Origin of the sequence: Leptospira limi, from assembly GCF_026151395.1 — a bacterium.
Lineage (GTDB): Bacteria > Spirochaetota > Leptospiria > Leptospirales > Leptospiraceae > Leptospira_A > Leptospira_A limi.
In genome coordinates, this window is the sequence record NZ_JAMQPV010000002.1 from 313,025 (window position 1) to 330,680 (window position 17,656).

A 17,656-nucleotide genomic window follows, 5' to 3' on the forward strand; every position below is an offset into this window, starting at 1 on the left:
CTAGTCAATCCCGTTGCGAAGAAAAAATCCTGACCCATTCCTGGGCCAGGCGAGGTGATTGTTCAGATATTCCTATTGGATCGTAAAATTGTTTGTCACTCCTTGGTAGGCAGTGATGGCACCAGTCCAACCCGATTTCCAGTGGCCACGATGGCGAATGCGATAAGTTCCTTTTGGATACGCAGTAGAATCCCAGGATGTTGTAATTTTCGAATATGCGATTCCATCTCGTTGCCATCTATAAGTGGTAGATGGATCGTTGTCTCGGGCAACCACTGTCCATGTGGAACCGTTTTGTCGTTCAATGTCGACAAAGCTACTTCCAATTAACATATTGTTTTTTGGATGAGCACCCCAGAAAACAGCCGTTACTTTAGATCCACTTGCATAACTAGGAGACGGTTGTGTGATCACATTTCCAAAACTTTTAAATAAAGGAACATCATCAAATACAACTCCAGTTTGGAATGTAGCTTGGTTATTTGTCAGATCAGCTGGGGTTGGACCATTCGGAACAGATACACCATTTCGTAAAGCGGATGCTAATTTTCCAAATTCTTGTTCATACGCTTTTAGTGTGTGTGGTCCAAATTGAGTAGAGGCACCTTCATACTGTTGGGAAGAATATTCTTCTCTTGTCGTGAGGTAGGAAGTGTAGGAATTGGCTAATGCTGAAATGACTGTATACTCGTTTTGCATTATATTTTTTACAAGAGAACGAATCCTTCTCCCAGCCATTGTTGAGACTTCTGCAGGGATTGCTAAAATGGATAAATTTCCGATTTTGATAATTTGAATCGGAATGACAGGTGGTGTCCAAGGATTTCCATCAAAACTTGCAACACCCGTTGGAATGAGGACTGGTTTTTCCGCATGACATAACTTATATGATTCACTCACTGAAGTTGGCCATAATACTCCGAGAGCGCCTCCAAGAAAACTCGCTTTGAATGCATCTGCAGTATTTGTATTCCAATCTAAAGAATCTACAGTAGTTCCTTCATCAAAAAAATCAACAGAGACAGCATTGTCTTCAACACTTCCAGCAGAAAAAGATGCACCCATACCTGCAGGACAAGTTGTGGTTCCGACACTACTTACATAGAGATTCGAAAAGTTAACAAATGTATGACGAAAATCAACAGATCCAGTCAATTGAGTATTTGCAGATTGGTATAAACTGACTGCTTTTTGGTATTGTTTATCTGCAATGATATTCTGCCTACTATAATCATTCACACCATCAGCAGGTCCCCATAAATTTGGAGTTACATCACCCGCATTTGACTGAGCAAAGGCAGCAACAAAGGTTTGGTTTGCAGAATAGTTGGTTCCCTTTGTTTTTTCAAACAAATAAGAAGCCAATCCTTTATTATCTCCACCAATGAGTTTGTTTGAAGGTCCAACATTTGTTGGATGAACTGCAAACCAGTTTACCATTCCAAGTTCTCTTCCATCAGAAGCCACAAGTTTTAAGAGAGTCATTGTTTGGTCGACATTGGATGAATAAAAATTACGTTCACTTGCAGGATTTTTATCATATGCCTCAACAGATCGGTTTTTACTCGCATCTGTAAGTTCTCCTTGGTTGATATAAACATTTCCTGGAACTAAATTCTGATGAGCCAATTTGATTGATTGGTATATTCCATTTACTATCACATCAAAGTTTTCTTTAATGAAACCTGCTGTTGTAGCGTTGTATAAAAAATAATGAGAATAACCACCTGGCCCACTATGTGTATGAGTTGCTGATAATAATACATTGGCTTCAGAATAATATGGTGCTAGTTCCCCATCAGTGGCAATTTTTTTGCTTACTGCTTGTTTGATGGATTGGAAAATCATTCCTAAATCAGCACTGACAAACACAACACGTTTGGAAGCATCGCCAATGATGTATGCTCTTGACCAAAGGCGCATATAAATCCCTTCCGTCTTTTGTGCAGTTTCTGCAAATCCCATCATACCAACTTCTGCTGCAGGCCCAGTAATGTCAGAGATTCCAACACCAACTAAGTAAGGAGAAGAACCAAGACTGGGAGCTACGGAACGACTGAGGCCAGAACCAGAATTAAGTTCCGAATCCAAACCATTCGATTGTGCCAATTGGTCGGTTCCAACTAAACCAAGTATGGCGGACTGGGACGGCTTTTTGTCCGAACAAGCCAGCACAAAAAGAAAGGACACGATGGATACACTCAAGCGAACCAAGGGACTTATTTGGGATTTCATATACTCTCTCCGAATCTAAATTTCTGAATCATACAATTTTCGCTTCTATCTGCCGAAGGAACCCTTGGGTCAAATCTGGGGATTAAGTCTAAACGATGTTAAAAATATGGCAAGTGAATAATCGACAATAGTCGGGTTTTATTTGACCAACGTTCAGAAATGCCTCTTTTCGCCGTTTCTAGCGAGTCGATGGAATCTTCCCCGCCAAACTATGGTATTTCTATGTCATTTTTTACTCGACATGTGTCGATTATTGTGAAGGAACTGTCACCTAGTCACAATGAGGGATCAGAGGGGAAAGTATGGAACAACGAATCAAAGGAATCTTTAAGTGGAGACAAATTGTAAGCTGTCTAGTAACAACCTTATGTTTGTTTTGTGCACCAACGAACGAAGGACCCAAACTCCTACTTCCATTTGTACAAACATCTCAAACGGAAACAAACTTTGGTTCTCAGACTTTCGGTAGTGAAAAGTCCATTACAGAACCTACAAATTTGATTCATGATCTAAATTATCTCAATTCCGCAGAAACTCGTGAGTTATTTGTTTCCTATAAATCATTTGGAAATAACACGGATGCCATTTGGATTGATGGACTTGGACGTGAAACTACATTCAGAGGGTTTAATGTATCTGGTAACGTTAAATTAGTCGAACATGGATTCAAACCGTTCAAAAATGTAAATGATATAGAAATTGCATTGAATGGACTAACGAAGACAACTGGTTCCAATATCATTCGTTACACAATTGCATGGGAAGGTGTTCATCCAGAAGTTGATAAAATTGATTATTCTTATTTGGATGAAGTGATTTCTCAAATTAAAAAAGTAACTTCGAAACATATTTACGTTCTACTTGATTACCACCAAGATTTGTTTTCAAGACACTTATTCAATCAGAACTCCTGGCATACGGGAAATGGTGCACCTTTATGGATTACTAAAAATGGTAATTATCCAAAAGAATATTGTGGTATTGTATGTGCCAGTTGGAGTCAAAATAATTTAACAAACGAAGCAATTCGAAGAGCCTTTAGAAACTTCTGGAATAATGCTCCAGTGAATACTGCGTCTGGTGTCCGTTATATGCAAACGGAATACCTTTGGCAAATTGAAAAAACTGTTTCTTATATTAAAAATCAGTTATCATCAGAAGAGTTTTCTTACATCATAGGGTTAGATCCATTTAATGAACCAGTCGATGGAGGGATGGAAGGTTTAACCCCAAAACGATGGGATAATGAAAAACTCTGGCCCATGTACCAAAAAATTAGAACCATCCTCAATCAAAATGGCTGGGCAAACAAATGGGTATTTGCTGAACCACTTGTGTTTTGGAATACAAACATTGGTTCTGCGATTGCTCCTGCTACTGGTGGTGGACATTTAAATGCTCCTCCCGGCCAAGGATTTGTCTTCAATTCCCATTTTTATGATGCAGGGAGGATGGGAACAGATTTAACTGGAATCGACAATGCCACATATTTTAAATACTTAGATGAAATTAGAACAGAAGCAAGGTTCTTAAAAATACCAATGTTTTTAAGTGAATTTGGCATGTGGTTAAAAGGAACTGGTGCCAAAGACACTCCTCGTATGATCAATGCAGTTTACCAAGCCATGGAAATTTCCGACAAAGAACAATCGACAAAAACCAGATTTGCCGATTTTTACAATCCAGTTGTTTCAGGGACTCAGTGGCATTGGGATTATTATTATGACCACCATGCTGAATACAAAAATGGAAATCCAAACAACCTCGTTACAACAAAAGATGCGTGGAATGATGAAGACTTCTCCGTGGTTGGAAATTATGGAACCAGTTTGAATGTAGATCCATTTGTCATCTCAAGAGCCTATGTTCGTAAATCACAAGGCCGTCTATTCACAAGTCATTACAATGCAATTGGGTTTGATACTTGGAATAAAATGTTTTCTTGGGCAGCAATCAAACCAGGAAACAATGAAGTCAAACAATTTGGAGACAAACGATTTTTAATCGTTATCTGGAGAGGAAGGTCTTCTGACGCACCTTCCGAATTTTATCTACCACCACATTTTGATCCTTCAAAAGTCATCGTAATGACTGAAAAAAAATTGTACACAGGTGTAATACCAAATGTTCCAACAAACCAACCAAATGAAGTTGTGATTATAGCTGATCCAAAAAGGGAAATAGGATCTGGAAATGTTTTATACCTTTGGGATGATTTGGATTTGGATGAAAACCAATCTACTTCCTTTCATTATGCACTCATTGTAAACAAGGAAAATACAACGTATCCCACTGCCAACTTACAAGAACTCCAATCTAAGTTAAACCAAAGGATTCTTGTAGAAGGAAAAAGTCCGATTTACCTCATCGGTAAGATGACTTACGCTGGATACCCGAACGAATGATACAATTCAAGAAAGGAATGGTCTTTCACCATTCCTTTGGCAATGAATTTTAAATCTTTTGGAATTTTTGAGATTTGAATCTGAGATGAAACTTGTGGAATTATTGATCAGTCTACTTAGACTGACTTTAGAGAAACATTCGATTTTTTTTATTTTATTTTTCATAAAAAATCAAAGTCACCTCACATAACAAGTGTATTTGATTTTTCTAATGAATCTATTTTTCAAAATTTTCTACATTTACAGAAAATCACTCTTTCTGGGAATGTGATATCATACGTGAAACTTTCAATCTTAGATTTAGTTTTTATCAACCAAGGCCAGACTACAAAAGAAGCAATTCAAAATAGTGTGCGTGTGGCAAAGGTAGTAGAAACATTCGGTTATCATCGAATATGGATCGCAGAACATCATAATTTCCCTTCCATTGCGAGTGCTGCAACATCAGTCGTCATCGGTCATCTAGCGGAACAAACAAAATCCATTCGTGTAGGAGCTGGTGGCATCATGTTACCAAACCACTCCCCACTCGTGATTGCTGAACAATTTGGAACATTAGAAAGTTTATATCCGAACCGGATTGACTTAGGGTTAGGCAGAGCTCCAGGGACTGACCAGCTCACCTTACGAGCATTACGTAGAGACCCGATGGCATCTCAACATTTCCCTGAAGATGTCAAAGAACTTTTAGAATATTTATCTTCAGACAGAAAAGATGGAATGGTAAATGCTATCCCAGGTTATGGAACCAATATTCCGGTTTGGATTTTGGGTTCTAGTTTATTTGGAGCACAACTTGCTGCGCTACTTGGTTTACCATTTGCATTTGCATCTCATTTTGCTCCTACTTATTTAAAAGATGCTGTTACAATTTATAAAAAACAATTTCGTCCATCGCAATACTTACAATCACCCTATGCTATGATTGCAATGAATGTTGTCGCAGCCGACACTGACGAAGAAGCGAATCATCTATTCACAAGTGTCGAACAGTCATTTCTTGGTATACTCAGAAATAAACGTGCTCCTTTTCCACCTCCCGTCCCATCAATGGATAGTTTATGGTCTGAACAAGAGAAACAAATGGCAAAACAAATGTTATCCGTTTCAGCGGTAGGATCCAAAGAGACAATTGTCCAGAAAATAAACAAAATACAAGAAGAGATCCAAGCTGATGAATTGATTGTTGTATCCTCTGTTTACGACACAGATAAAAGGATCCGTTCTTTTGAGATCCTGATGGAAGTCCAAGACCAAATTTTTGATCCCTCTACAGCGAGAGCTGTGAAAAATTAGTTTTGGTACCTTCCCCATTCTATGGTATCCTATACAATCAGTGAGACTTCCTCTAACTTCGCCTGGGAGAAATATATGCCATTTCGAAAACGATTCTATTCTTTGATTTTCATTTTGCTTTGTGTTTTCACTATGGATTCTTGCGAACGAGGTTTCATACGTTCAACCCTCAAAGAAAAATTCCAGAAAAAAATCAGTGATTTACCTGCTCCGAACGCGATAACTGATCTCACCCAGCGCATTACAACCCCAGGTGACTATGTGTTTTCGACCATTCACCAAGAGATCATTCGTTATTATAAAATCCATGTTCCCAAAAGTTACAGTCAAGATACAGCTGTCCCACTTTTATTTGTTTTCCACGGTGGTGGAGGTGATATGGAAATCCAATCAAAGGAAGAGTATTACCACCAAATTTCCAAATCAGAAGAATTAGGACACATCGTTGTATTTCCGAATGGATACAGTGTATACAAATCAGGAAAGTTTGCGACTTGGAATGCGGGCAATTGTTGTGGGGAAGCAAAAAAGGCGAATATAGATGACCTTGGTTTTGTAAAAGTTATCCTCGGCCACCTAACAGAAAAAATGAACATCGACAAAAAAAGAATTTATTCCACTGGAATGTCGAATGGGGCAATGATGTCTTATCAAATTGCATGTTCAATGGCAGATCAATTTTCTGGGATCACTGCTGTGGCAGGAACTGATAATACAATAGATTGCAAACCCTCCAAACCAATTTCCATTTTTCATATACATGCTAAAAATGATGATAAAGTATTATTTTATGGTGGAGCAGGTTCTAGTTTCACTGACAGAACTCTCATTACGGATTTTGTTTCTGTTCCGAAAACTGTATCCAAATGGGTACAATGGAACGGTTGTCATCCAACACCAAAAATTGTGTTACAAAATAAAGATGTCACTTGTGAAGAGTATCACGAATGCAAAGAAGGTGTGACAGTGAAACTCTGTGTGACAGAAGATGGTGGGCATTCTTGGCCAGGTGGTAAAAAACCTTCTCTTCTGTTAGGTGGTGAATCTCCTACAAAAGCGATCATTGCCAATGATGTGATGTGGGATTTTTTCAAATCCCATCCCAATCAGTAACATTCATTATCTATAGTCATAATTTCCAAGGCAATTGAACTAACTTCTGGTTCACTCTGTATTCGAATGCCAATGCCTCCATACATTCGAAACACAAACAATCTGTATACTGAGTTGCCAAATATTCAGTTTCTTCCTTTGTCAATTGAACCTTTGTACATTGGCACAATTGAATGGAACCAACCTTACATTCAAAAATTCGCAAACAGTTGGGGCAAATTTTTTCCTCATGTTTGATCATTGACTCTTGGGAATTGTAAGTTGAATCTTGGATTGGTTTTTTGTTTGGGGTTGATTCTTTCAAATGGTGACTCCTACTGATCTAGAATCACACAATCATATTGGGTGATCCGGCGAATTTGTCCGGGACCCTAATGTGTACAAGGAACGAATGATCGTTTACGGGCGATTCATTTGTGGGAAGATCCGACTTTTTGAATCCGATCAACGAATTCAAATTCACGGTTGCACCGTCAGTTGAGGAGTTTCACCTCATTCCTCCCGGAATGATTTCAGTTTAGAAAGATCCTCTTTCATGTCAATCGACTGTTTTGATTTTGGCATTTGGTCTTTGAGTAAAACACCAGAACGTTTTTGGGAAATACTTTCCTGGATTAAGTACATTGCTTTATCGCAGGCTAAGTGTAGTGGAAATCCAAGTGGTCTGACATTGGAAATACAATTTCTTGTTTCATCCGTTTTTCCTATTTTTGGTTCATACGTAAGATAAAGTCCAAGGCTATCGGAGGAACTAAGACCAGGCCTTTCTCCAATGATCACTAAACAAATTTTGGATTGTAGAATTTCGGAAACTTCATCTCCGATCGCAACTCTACCCCATTGTGCCACTACTAAAGGTGCAAGTTTCAGATGCAAAGATTCAATTTTCGAAAGGAATCCTTCTAAAAATAGAAGTAAGTTTTCATCGATTGCTTTCGCAGACAAACCATCCACACAAACAATACCCAATTCATAACCCTTGTCCATTGCATCCAATTTGAGTATTGATTCTTCCGAAAGCCGTCTTCCTAGATCAGGCCTTAATAGATACTCTTGTTTTGAGGTTACTTGGCTTTTGACAAATTGGTGTTGGATACCATACAATTTTGAGAGTGACTTCAATTTATCAAAAATTGGATCCCAAGAAGGTTCTTGTACAACTGCATCTTTTGCTCTAGCATGGTCCAGCCTAAACTTTAACATGTCTTTGGTGGAAATGGAAACACCATATCTTCCCAGTCCAATCCTTGCTTGTGTGAATTGTTTCCAGCGATCTAAATTTGACATACTTAATCCAACCTTAATTCTTTTTCAAACAAGGCTACCATTTGATTCTCAACTGGTAAAAACTGTTTTCCATTTGAGAAAATTCCTTTCTGAACCAACCATTGTTCAAATTCAGGAGCCGGTTTTAATCCCAATACTTGTCTTAGATACAATGCATCATGAAATGAAGTACTTTGGTATGATAACATCACATCGTCAGCACCAGGTATTCCCATGATAAAATTGCACCCTGCCACCCCTAGGAGAGTTAATAATGTATCCATATCATCTTGGTCTGCATCAGCATGATTCGTATAACAGATGTCAACTCCCATTGGTAAACCCATTAGTTTTCCACAAAAATGATCTTCCAAACCAGCACGAATGATTTGTTTTCCATTATATAAATACTCAGGGCCGATAAAACCAACGACAGTATTCACGAGTAAGGGAGAAAATTTTCTAGCAACTGCATAAGCTCTCACTTCTAACGTTTGTTGGTCAATTCCATGATGTGCCCCTGCTGACAACGCACTTCCTTGCCCTGTTTCAAAATACATTACGTTATTTCCAATGGATCCTCTCTTCAAAGACAAAGCCATATCTCTTGCTTCTGCTAATAAAGAAAGATTGATACCAAAACTCTGATTCAAATCTTCTGTTCCGCCAATGGATTGGAATACCAAGTCTAGTGGTGCTCCTTTTTGCATCACTTGCATAGAGGTGGTTACATGAGTGAGGATACAAGATTGAGTTGGGATGGAATATGTTTGGATGATTGTATCTAACATTTCTAATAATGAGATACAAGTTGGCACATGGTCAGTGGCAGGATTAATTCCGATCACAGCATCTCCACTTCCAAGTAACAATCCATCTAAGATACTGGCAGCAATACCTTTCGGGTCATCGGTGGGATGATTAGGTTGTAAACGAACCGACAACCTTCCAGGTAATCCTATTGTATTTCGAAACTTTGTAATAATTTTGATTTTTTGACTGACTAAAATTAAATCCTGATTGGACATGAGTTTCGATACAGCCGCAACCATTTCTGGAGTGAGACCCATACGAATGGATTCTAAAACAGATAGATCCGTTGTTTCCGATAATAAAAAATCACGAAATCCACCTACTGTTAAATGGGAAATCGTCTTAAATGCAGTAGGATCATGAGATTCTAAAATGAGCCTTGTCACCTCATCCTTGTTTGCTGGAATTAATTCGTTATTTAAAAAATCTGATAAGTATATATCAGCTAACACCATTTGTGCCGCAATTCGTTCTTCTTGGTTTTCTGCGGCAACTCCGCTTAAAATATCTCCCGAACGAAGGGGAGATGCTTTTGCCAAAACTTCTTTTAAGTCACGGAACTGATATGTTTTTTTCCCGATGATGATTTGATAACTCACCCTTTCACTATACCTGATTTTTCTTTTAATAATAGAACTTTTCCCATACTTCGATTCTCATTTTTACAAACAGTTTTGTCTAAAAAATAGACAATGTATGAAAAAAGCCCTTCTCATCCTGGGAAACCAACTTTTCGATTTAGATTCGATTTTGGCCAAAGAAAAACGTTCCGAATACATAGTTTTTATAAGAGAAGACAAAGAATTATGTACATACTACCATTTTCATAAACATAAAATTTTATTTTTCTTTTTAGCTATGAGAGCCTATGCAGAAGAACTAAAAAAATTAGGTTTTTTGGTTCACTACGAACCTTTGGATGTAAATTCCGATTCCTATGATGTGCAACTGTCTAATTTTCTTTTAAAAGAATCCATTGATGAATTACACTATTTTGAAATCGAAGATCGTTTTTTTGAAAATAGAATCCTCTCGTTACTCAAAACGACAAAAGTAAAAGGGATCGAACATAGATCTCCGATGTTTCTGACAAAACGCAAAGATTTTGAAGCCTATTTATTAACTCATAAAAAACCTTTTATGAAGACTTTTTATGAATCTCAAAGAAAAACATTACATTTGTTAGTGAATGATAAAAATGAACCTATTGGTGGGAAATGGAGTTTTGATACTGAAAATCGGAAAAAACTTCCAAAAACTTACCATGCTCCAAATTTACCCAATATCAATTTTACCACAAAAGAGAAGGAAGTTTTCGATTTGGTGGAAACACATTTTCCAAACCATCCAGGAAACACTGAAAATTTTTGGTTACCAACGACTCGTAAGGGTGCCAAACATTGGTTAGATCAATTTCTAAAAAAAAGATTGGATTTATTTGGTCCTTATGAAGATGCTTTTTCACAATCATTTCCCTTTTTACAACATTCGGTACTCACACCATTTTTAAATGTTGGTTTATTAACTCCGAAAGAAGTTGTCGAAGTGACAATGGATCACGTAAAAAAAAATAAAATCCCGATTGAATCGTTGGAAGGTTTCATCCGACAAATCATCGGTTGGCGTGAATTCATTCGGGGAATTGATCAAAATTTTGGGGATATACAAGAATCGAAAAACCATTTTGCTCACAAACGAAAGTTCACAAAACATTGGTTTGATGGCACAACTGGCATACCACCTCTCGATTTTGTCATAAAAAAGTGCAATCAATATGGATACGCTCACCACATAGAACGATTGATGGTACTTGGATCATTAATGGTGTTATTCGAAATCCATCCCAAGGAAGCGTACCGTTGGTTTATGGAGATGTTCATTGATTCATCTGATTGGGTGATGGGACCCAATGTGTATGGGATGGCTCTCTTTAGTGACGGCGGCATTTTTGCCACCAAACCATACATATGCGGATCCAACTACTACCAAAAAATGGGCCAGTTCCCCAAAGGGGAATGGGAAGAAGCCGTGGATGGGTTGTATTGGTCGTTTATCGAAACCCATCAATTCGAGTTTTCCAAAAACCCCAGAACCGCTGTCCTTGTTGGAAATTTACACCGGATGCAAAATGACAGAAAGGAAAAACTCTTCCAAACTGCCAAAATCTGGAAAGAGAAACTCACCTTAGTTTCGTAAAACCCGACGGAACTAGGAATCCGAAACTGGATCAAAACCCATCAGGTTGTTTCTGGCCGAAAAGCGGCTAGTCTCTGTATAAATTTAGATTGAATCTAAAATATTTTGCTTGCCACAATAATTGGATTCAATCTAATTCTATACTATATCTAGAAAGAGAAGGTCAGTATGAGAAATTTCAGACGTTTCACAATCGCTCTCCTTGTGTTGTTCCTTGGCCCAATTGGAGCCGCGGACACCAAAGAGACCCAAGGGATGGACCGCCAAAACACATCCAACCAATTTTGGTGGCCAGAACGCTTGGACTTGGCACCACTGCGCCAACACAGTGCAGAATCGAATCCTTTGGGCAGGCAGTTCAATTACGCCAAAGCATTTCAGGAATTGGACATCCAAATCTTAAAACAAGAAATCAAAACCGTTATGACTACGTCCCAAGATTGGTGGCCATCTGATTATGGACATTACGGCCCATTCTTCATTCGTATGGCTTGGCATAGTGCGGGAACCTATCGCATCTCCGATGGGCGTGGCGGTGCTGGTGGTGGACAACAACGTTTTGAACCACTCAATAGTTGGCCTGATAATGCAAACCTCGACAAAGCAAGAAGGTTGTTATGGCCGATCAAGAAAAAATATGGTAACAAAATTTCCTGGGCTGACCTCATGGTTTTAACAGGGAACGTAGCACTGGAATCAATGGGTTTTAAAACTTATGGATTTGCTGGTGGAAGGACTGACGATTGGGAAGCAGACCTAGTGTATTGGGGACCTGAGAAAAAATTTTTGGAAGACCAAAGATACAAAGGCAATCGCGAATTAAAAAACCCACTCGCTGCTGTCCAAATGGGACTTATCTATGTCAATCCAGAAGGACCTAATGGGAATCCTGACCCACTAGCAGCCGCTAAAGACATTCGTGAGACATTTGGCCGAATGGCAATGAATGACGAAGAAACTGTTGCACTGATTGCAGGTGGACACACTTTCGGGAAGGCTCACGGTAAAGCAGATCCATCCAAACATGTTGGAAAAGAACCAGCAGCTGCTGGGATCGAAGAACAAGGATTTGGTTGGAAAAATAATTACAAAAAAGGAAATGCAGAAGACACAATTACCAGTGGTCTTGAAGGAGCATGGACAGCAAACCCAACGAAGTGGACAACTCAATACCTAAACAATCTATTTGGTTTTGAATGGGTACAAACAAAAAGTCCTGCTGGTGCCATCCAATGGATTCCAAAAGACGGAGCAGGTGCAAACATGGTTCCAGATGCTCATGACAAATCTTTACGCCACGCTCCAATCATGTTTACAACCGACTTGGCATTAAAATTTGATCCAAGTTATAAAGTGATCGCAAAACGATTCCAAGAAAACCCAAAAGAGTTTGAACTCGCATTTGCAAAAGCTTGGTTCAAATTAACTCACAGAGATATGGGTCCCCTCACCCGTTATATAGGAAAAGACCTTCCAAAAGAAGCATTAATTTGGCAAGACCCTGTTCCAAGTGTTTCTCACAAATTGGTAACTGCCAAGGAAATCGAAAGTCTGAAAGGAAAAATCCTTAAGTCTGGACTTACAATCCCACAACTTGTCAGAACTGCATGGGCGTCAGCATCTACGTTCCGAAGTACGGATATGCGAGGTGGTGCCAATGGTGCAAGGATCCGCCTAACACCTCAAAAAAATTGGGTGGCAAATGATCCAGAGGAGTTATCAAAAGTTCTAAATAAACTAGAACAAATCAAAGAGGACTTCAACAAGACTGGAAGTAAAATCTCTCTTGCTGACCTCATTGTTCTAGCTGGGAATGTTGCAATTGAAGAAGCGGCAAAAAAAGCAGGAATAAAAGTTTCTGTCCCATTTACTCCAGGTAGAACAGACGCCAGTTTAGAACAAACCGATGAGTATTCCTTCTCTGTATTAGAACCAAAAGCAGATGCTTTTAGAAACTATTACGGACCAGGCAATTATATGTCACCAACTGAGATGTTAGTCGACAAAGCAAACATGTTGTCACTTTCCATCCCTGAGATGACTGTTCTACTTGGTGGAATGCGTGCATTAGATGCGAATACTGGCAAATCAAAACATGGAATTCTCACATCCAAACCAGGAGTTTTGACTAATGATTTTTTTGTGAACTTACTCGACATGTCTACCAAATGGCAAAAGTCAGAACAAACAGAAGGATTGTATGAAGGTCTCGATCGCAAAACAGGATCAAAACGATGGACGGCAACTTCTGTTGATTTGATCTTTGGCTCTCACTCAGAACTTCGTGCAGTTGCAGAAGTATATGCCTCCGATAATGCCAAAGAAAAGTTTGTGAAAGATTTTGTTTCCGCTTGGAACAAAGTGATGATGTTAGATCGATTTGATGTGAAATAGAACATGAAACCGTTCACACGCAAACAATTTCTGAAACGTTCCATTGTTCTTGCGTCCACTCTCTTCCTTTTAGGGGGAGAGTGGAATTTATTTGCAAAAGGAACAAAAGAAGAAAAAATGACAGAGCCACCAGATGGCTTAAAACCAGTATCAGAAAATGATCCCACTGCACAGGCATTAGGTTTTCACCAAGACGCAAAGAATACCGATTATAATTTGTATCCAGAAAGAAAACACCCAAAAGCAAAAAGCCAAGTTTGCCTCCAATGTGCCCAATTTACAAAACTCAATGAAGGTTGGGGAAAATGTTCTATATTGCCGAATGGTGTTGTGGCAACAAAAGGTTGGTGTTCAGCATTTGCTAAAAAGATGTAAGATTGATTTTGAACAGTTTTTGGTTCACTTCAATGGTTAACCTTTTGGATTTGAACCAAAACTGGATTTTATCTTTATTGCCATTGGCACTGGCTGAGATCCACTCCTTCAAATGTCCATGGTTTGTGTGCAAATTTTGCATTTTTATCTTCAATCAAATCAAAAGACTTTGATTGGGAATTCATACTCGTAAACACCAAATAAAATGGTGTGTCTTTCAATTTTGTCCGTTTCGGGCATAAATCTACACCTTCCGATTTTATAAATGGGTAATTGGTTCCCAACTCATCACGAAAAACCATTCCTTCTTTCAGAACACAAACTCGTTTCCAATCCTTTGTATGGAGCTTTAATTTTGTTTCTGTTTCACTCACACAAATTTGATCGAGAACCACAACTCCTAAAAACTCTGCAGAGAGTTTACAACACAAAGGATTCACAGTCCAATTGCGTTCCATTACCTTTTCTTTTTCAAGAGCGGGAGAATCTGTGATTTGAGTAGTAGGCGAAGAACATGCAGAAAACAAAACAGAAAGAAAAAGAATACCGTACATGAATGAACGATTGGTTTGCATAAACACACCTAGTCACAAGAAATTTCATCAAAATCCTGCATGTGAGAGTTTAAAATTCTATCTTTTTTTTCTGAATTTTTTCCCATCCCTTCTATTTTGTCCTAGGTTTGCCGTAGGATGGAATCCAAGAAGAGGTCAATTATGGATTACGTAGAATCACTTTTAGAAGAATACTTTGATGTTTCTAAACAAATGGAAAGTAAGACAAATGCAGATGGGGATATGGAAGACCATCTAGAAAGTTTACTTGCCATTGAAGAAGAGATCTGCTGGGAATTCAATGTTCCACCTACTCATAAATTTAGAGATTTGTTTCGATTGATTCCAAAAGGAATGACAAAAGAAAATTATGTAACCACTTCCGTTCAAAATCTTTCAAGGGAAAAAGCTAGATATTATTACAGACCGGGTGTGCGTGCCTTTGATCAGTTTAAAGCAGCTTAAGTAAGTTAGTCGCTCTTTAAACAAAGATCACAATTCCCACAAGAAGTAAAAGGGGAATCAAAATACTGGTGGATAAACTTCCTTCTACAATCATTTGCTTTCGTGTATTGGAGCATTTGGTAGAGCCGTTTTCCACCTTCCATTTTTTTAGCCTCCAATTCTTCTTTTGAAAACAGAGAATCGTCCCATTCATTTTCCAGTTGTAAGGTCCCTAGTTCTAAATCACCAGACAAAAGACCCACACGTGATAATAAATTGATAGCGGTTTGTACTCTGTGGTCTGACTTATTTTTATACGTCATAAAGGATTGGATTGTCTCGTAATCAAGGGCAGAAAGTTGGTCTTGTTTTTGGAATAACAACATATAGAGTTTTTTTAAGTAGGACACATCTGGATTTTGCCAATCGATAAAATCCATTTGGATCGCCAAATCGTCTTCTGTATAAAACAGTTTGCATTCAGAAGGTTTACCATCTCTCCCTGCCCTTCCAATTTCCTGGTAATAGGCTTCGATACTTCCAGGAATTTGTACATGGAAAACATTTCTAACATTTGGTTTATCAACACCCATTCCAAAGGCATTGGTAGCAAGTAACACAACAGAATCTGATTGTAAAAATTTTGTGAGTGTCAAACTTCTATCTTGGTTGGATCGTTTCCCATGATACACCAAATGAGGGAATCGTTTGGTATCCAACCATCGACTAAAATTTTCTAACTCTTGGATAAGACTAAAGTATAAAATGGAAACCTCTTTTTTGGACTTTAACTCTTCTAACAACTGTTTGTATTTAGCTTCAACATCAAAACACTCAGCAACAGATAAGTGCAAATTTGGCCGAAACAATCCATCATCAAAAATTTTAATTTCATGCGATTGTAGTCCCATTTGGTTTACGATATCATTTTGTACACGACTCGAAGCAGTCGCAGTTAAGGCAATTGTGGGTGGAAATTTTAAAATCTCACGGAACCAATTAATTTTGGTATAATCAGGGCGGAAGTCATGACCCCATTGGCTGATACAATGTGCTTCATCAATTGCCAATAGAGAAATTTGTAAATTGGACAGAACCTCTAAAAATTCTTTTTTTTGGAATCTTTCAGGAGACACGTAGACAATTTTCAACTTACCAGCTCTTAGTGCTTCATATCGATTTGTCCTTTCTGTGCGGTTTAAACTAGAGTTGATATACGTGGCAGAGATTCCTTTTTGCAACAATGAATCCACTTGGTCCTTCATTAAGGCAATAAGAGGAGAGATGACAATACAAGTTCCTTGCAAAACCAAGGCAGGAATTTGGAAACAAATTGATTTTCCCATGCCCGTTGGCATAATGACCAAGGCATTTTTACCACTAATTACGTGTTTTATGATCAATTCTTGATTCCCTCGGAATTCCTTAATTCCAAAAGTACCAAACAGTAAGTCCGTTTTCATGATCCCCTTTCACCACAATCCAATTTCGTTCTTTTCTTTGAGATCACTTTTTCAAATGATTCAGCACACAATGAATTTTATTTGCAAAATGGATGGGAAACTTGATTCGTTAGTGATTAAAACCAAAACTTTTAACTCTAATTACTAATTAGTAATATACTTACTAATACTATCATACATTCAAATCCTTACACAATCCTTGAGTTTCCGTTTGACGATTCGATTGGAAAAATGAAATAACGAATGAAACTTTTAAGGATACTTGTATGAATCGAATCATTCACTCTATTTTATTCATCCTTATGTTTACCATACTAACTTGTGGCAAACATACAGGAGTCGTAGAAATTAAGTCCTATGTGCACCCACATGGACAACAAACAAAGGGAAAAATCCTAATGGTACTCAGTAGTCCAAGTGTATCCAAACAAACTGGTTGGCCCATTGGATTTTGGGCATCGGAACTCACACACCCAATGAGAGTCTTTATCGAATCTGGATACTCTGTAGAACTTGCTTCTACAGAAGGAGGAAAAGTTGAAATGGATTCTTATTCCAATCCAACCGATCCAAGTGGTTATTCTTCCCACGATGTAATCTCACTAGGTTACTTACAAAAAAAAGATTTCAAAGATTCCTTATCCAATACAAAAAAACTCTCCGATGTAAAGGCAGATGAGTATGTGGCGATTTTCCTAGTTGGAGGACAAGGACCAATGTTTACATACAAAGGAAATCAATTGTTACAAAACTTATTTGTTCAATTTTATGAAAACAATAAACCTGCTGTTGCCGTTTGCCACTCCACTACGATTCTTTTAGAAACAAAAAAGTCAAATGGTGAACTATTAGTGGATGGAAAAACTTGGACAGGATTTTCTGATGAAGAAGAAGAGTATGCTGATAAAGCAGTAGGTCAAAAAATCCAACCGTATCGAATCCAAACAGAAGCAAAAAAAATAAAAAACACTACTTTCAAGGTCGCACCAGCTTTCTCGTCTTATGCGATCAGAGATGGTTTTTTGATCACAGGGCAACAACAAAATTCAGGAGAAGCCGCCGCAAAACTCCTCATTGAACTTCTGAATTGATGATCCATTTT

Annotated in this window: 14 protein-coding genes; 8 read left to right on the plus strand and 6 right to left on the minus strand. The window is 38.2% G+C overall.

The window, feature by feature from the left end:
* Positions 1–72: 72 nt before the first annotated feature.
* Positions 73–2,235 (minus strand): neutral/alkaline ceramidase, encoded by a 2,163-nt coding sequence (locus ND812_RS15000; protein ID WP_265376183.1) that lies wholly within the window; start codon positions 2,233–2,235, stop codon positions 73–75.
* A gap of 302 nt (positions 2,236–2,537) precedes the next feature.
* Between ND812_RS15000 and ND812_RS15005 the strand changes: the two genes are divergently transcribed.
* From ND812_RS15005 to ND812_RS15015, 3 genes are all read left to right on the plus strand, one after another.
* Positions 2,538–4,640 carry a cellulase family glycosylhydrolase gene (locus ND812_RS15005; RefSeq protein WP_265376184.1) on the plus strand — a complete coding sequence of 701 codons (2,103 nt, stop codon included), beginning with the start codon at positions 2,538–2,540 and terminating at the stop codon, positions 4,638–4,640.
* Positions 4,641–4,919: 279 nt separating this feature from the next.
* On the plus strand, positions 4,920–5,936 hold the full coding sequence (locus ND812_RS15010; RefSeq protein ID WP_265376185.1) for an LLM class flavin-dependent oxidoreductase: 1,017 nt from the start codon (positions 4,920–4,922) through the stop codon (positions 5,934–5,936).
* A gap of 75 nt (positions 5,937–6,011) precedes the next feature.
* Entirely contained in the window at positions 6,012–7,049 is a 1,038-nt protein-coding gene (locus ND812_RS15015; protein WP_265376186.1) for a CE1 family esterase, read from the plus strand.
* A gap of 16 nt (positions 7,050–7,065) precedes the next feature.
* Here ND812_RS15015 and ND812_RS15020 read toward each other — a convergent pair whose 3' ends face one another.
* From ND812_RS15020 to ND812_RS15030, 3 genes are all read right to left on the minus strand, one after another.
* Positions 7,066–7,353 carry a cysteine-rich CWC family protein gene (locus tag ND812_RS15020; RefSeq protein ID WP_265376187.1) on the minus strand — a complete coding sequence of 96 codons (288 nt, stop codon included), beginning with the start codon at positions 7,351–7,353 and terminating at the stop codon, positions 7,066–7,068.
* 188 nt (positions 7,354–7,541) lie between these two features.
* Entirely contained in the window at positions 7,542–8,336 is a 795-nt protein-coding gene (gene eutC, locus ND812_RS15025; RefSeq protein ID WP_265376188.1) for an ethanolamine ammonia-lyase subunit EutC, read from the minus strand.
* 2 nt (positions 8,337–8,338) lie between these two features.
* Complete coding sequence (locus ND812_RS15030; RefSeq protein WP_265376189.1) at positions 8,339–9,727, minus strand: ethanolamine ammonia-lyase subunit EutB; 1,389 nt, start codon at positions 9,725–9,727, stop codon at positions 8,339–8,341.
* Between the two features lie 97 nt (positions 9,728–9,824).
* On the opposite strand from ND812_RS15030, the gene ND812_RS15035 reads away from it, so the two are divergent.
* From ND812_RS15035 to ND812_RS15045, 3 genes are all read left to right on the plus strand, one after another.
* A complete protein-coding gene (locus ND812_RS15035; RefSeq protein WP_265376190.1) occupies positions 9,825–11,324 on the plus strand; it encodes a cryptochrome/photolyase family protein in 1,500 nt (499 codons plus the stop codon).
* A 168-nt stretch (positions 11,325–11,492) separates the two neighbouring features.
* The gene (katG, locus tag ND812_RS15040; RefSeq protein ID WP_265376191.1) at positions 11,493–13,718 is read left to right on the plus strand and encodes a catalase/peroxidase HPI; all 2,226 of its coding nucleotides are present in this window, start codon (positions 11,493–11,495) and stop codon (positions 13,716–13,718) included.
* A 3-nt stretch (positions 13,719–13,721) separates the two neighbouring features.
* Positions 13,722–14,093, plus strand: coding sequence for a high-potential iron-sulfur protein (locus ND812_RS15045; RefSeq protein ID WP_265376192.1), 372 nt, complete (start codon positions 13,722–13,724; stop codon positions 14,091–14,093).
* Positions 14,094–14,167: 74 nt separating this feature from the next.
* Here ND812_RS15045 and ND812_RS15050 read toward each other — a convergent pair whose 3' ends face one another.
* On the minus strand, positions 14,168–14,668 hold the full coding sequence (locus ND812_RS15050; RefSeq protein ID WP_265376193.1) for a hypothetical protein: 501 nt from the start codon (positions 14,666–14,668) through the stop codon (positions 14,168–14,170).
* 141 nt (positions 14,669–14,809) lie between these two features.
* On the opposite strand from ND812_RS15050, the gene ND812_RS15055 reads away from it, so the two are divergent.
* Positions 14,810–15,112 carry a hypothetical protein gene (locus ND812_RS15055; protein WP_265376194.1) on the plus strand — a complete coding sequence of 101 codons (303 nt, stop codon included), beginning with the start codon at positions 14,810–14,812 and terminating at the stop codon, positions 15,110–15,112.
* Positions 15,113–15,117: 5 nt separating this feature from the next.
* Here ND812_RS15055 and ND812_RS15060 read toward each other — a convergent pair whose 3' ends face one another.
* Positions 15,118–16,554 carry a RecQ family ATP-dependent DNA helicase gene (locus tag ND812_RS15060; protein ID WP_265376195.1) on the minus strand — a complete coding sequence of 479 codons (1,437 nt, stop codon included), beginning with the start codon at positions 16,552–16,554 and terminating at the stop codon, positions 15,118–15,120.
* 266 nt (positions 16,555–16,820) lie between these two features.
* On the opposite strand from ND812_RS15060, the gene ND812_RS15065 reads away from it, so the two are divergent.
* Complete coding sequence (locus tag ND812_RS15065) at positions 16,821–17,645, plus strand: type 1 glutamine amidotransferase domain-containing protein (RefSeq protein ID WP_265376196.1); 825 nt, start codon at positions 16,821–16,823, stop codon at positions 17,643–17,645.
* Positions 17,646–17,656: the final 11 nt, after the last annotated feature.

Excerpts from the sequence above, each read along its gene's own strand:
- ND812_RS15060 (WP_265376195.1), bottom strand. The coding sequence starts at position 16,554 with ATGAAAACGGACTTACTGTTTGGTACTTTTGGAATTAAGGAATTCCGA.
- ND812_RS15050 (WP_265376193.1), bottom strand. The coding sequence starts at position 14,668 with ATGCAAACCAATCGTTCATTCATGTACGGTATTCTTTTTCTTTCTGTT.
- ND812_RS15035 (WP_265376190.1), top strand. The coding sequence starts at position 9,825 with ATGAAAAAAGCCCTTCTCATCCTGGGAAACCAACTTTTCGATTTAGAT.
- ND812_RS15065 (WP_265376196.1), top strand. The coding sequence starts at position 16,821 with ATGAATCGAATCATTCACTCTATTTTATTCATCCTTATGTTTACCATA.
- ND812_RS15005 (WP_265376184.1), top strand. The coding sequence starts at position 2,538 with ATGGAACAACGAATCAAAGGAATCTTTAAGTGGAGACAAATTGTAAGC.
- ND812_RS15045 (WP_265376192.1), top strand. The coding sequence starts at position 13,722 with ATGAAACCGTTCACACGCAAACAATTTCTGAAACGTTCCATTGTTCTT.
- ND812_RS15000 (WP_265376183.1), bottom strand. The coding sequence starts at position 2,235 with ATGAAATCCCAAATAAGTCCCTTGGTTCGCTTGAGTGTATCCATCGTG.
- katG (WP_265376191.1), top strand. The coding sequence starts at position 11,493 with ATGAGAAATTTCAGACGTTTCACAATCGCTCTCCTTGTGTTGTTCCTT.
- ND812_RS15055 (WP_265376194.1), top strand. The coding sequence starts at position 14,810 with ATGGATTACGTAGAATCACTTTTAGAAGAATACTTTGATGTTTCTAAA.
- eutC (WP_265376188.1), bottom strand. The coding sequence starts at position 8,336 with ATGTCAAATTTAGATCGCTGGAAACAATTCACACAAGCAAGGATTGGA.
- ND812_RS15015 (WP_265376186.1), top strand. The coding sequence starts at position 6,012 with ATGCCATTTCGAAAACGATTCTATTCTTTGATTTTCATTTTGCTTTGT.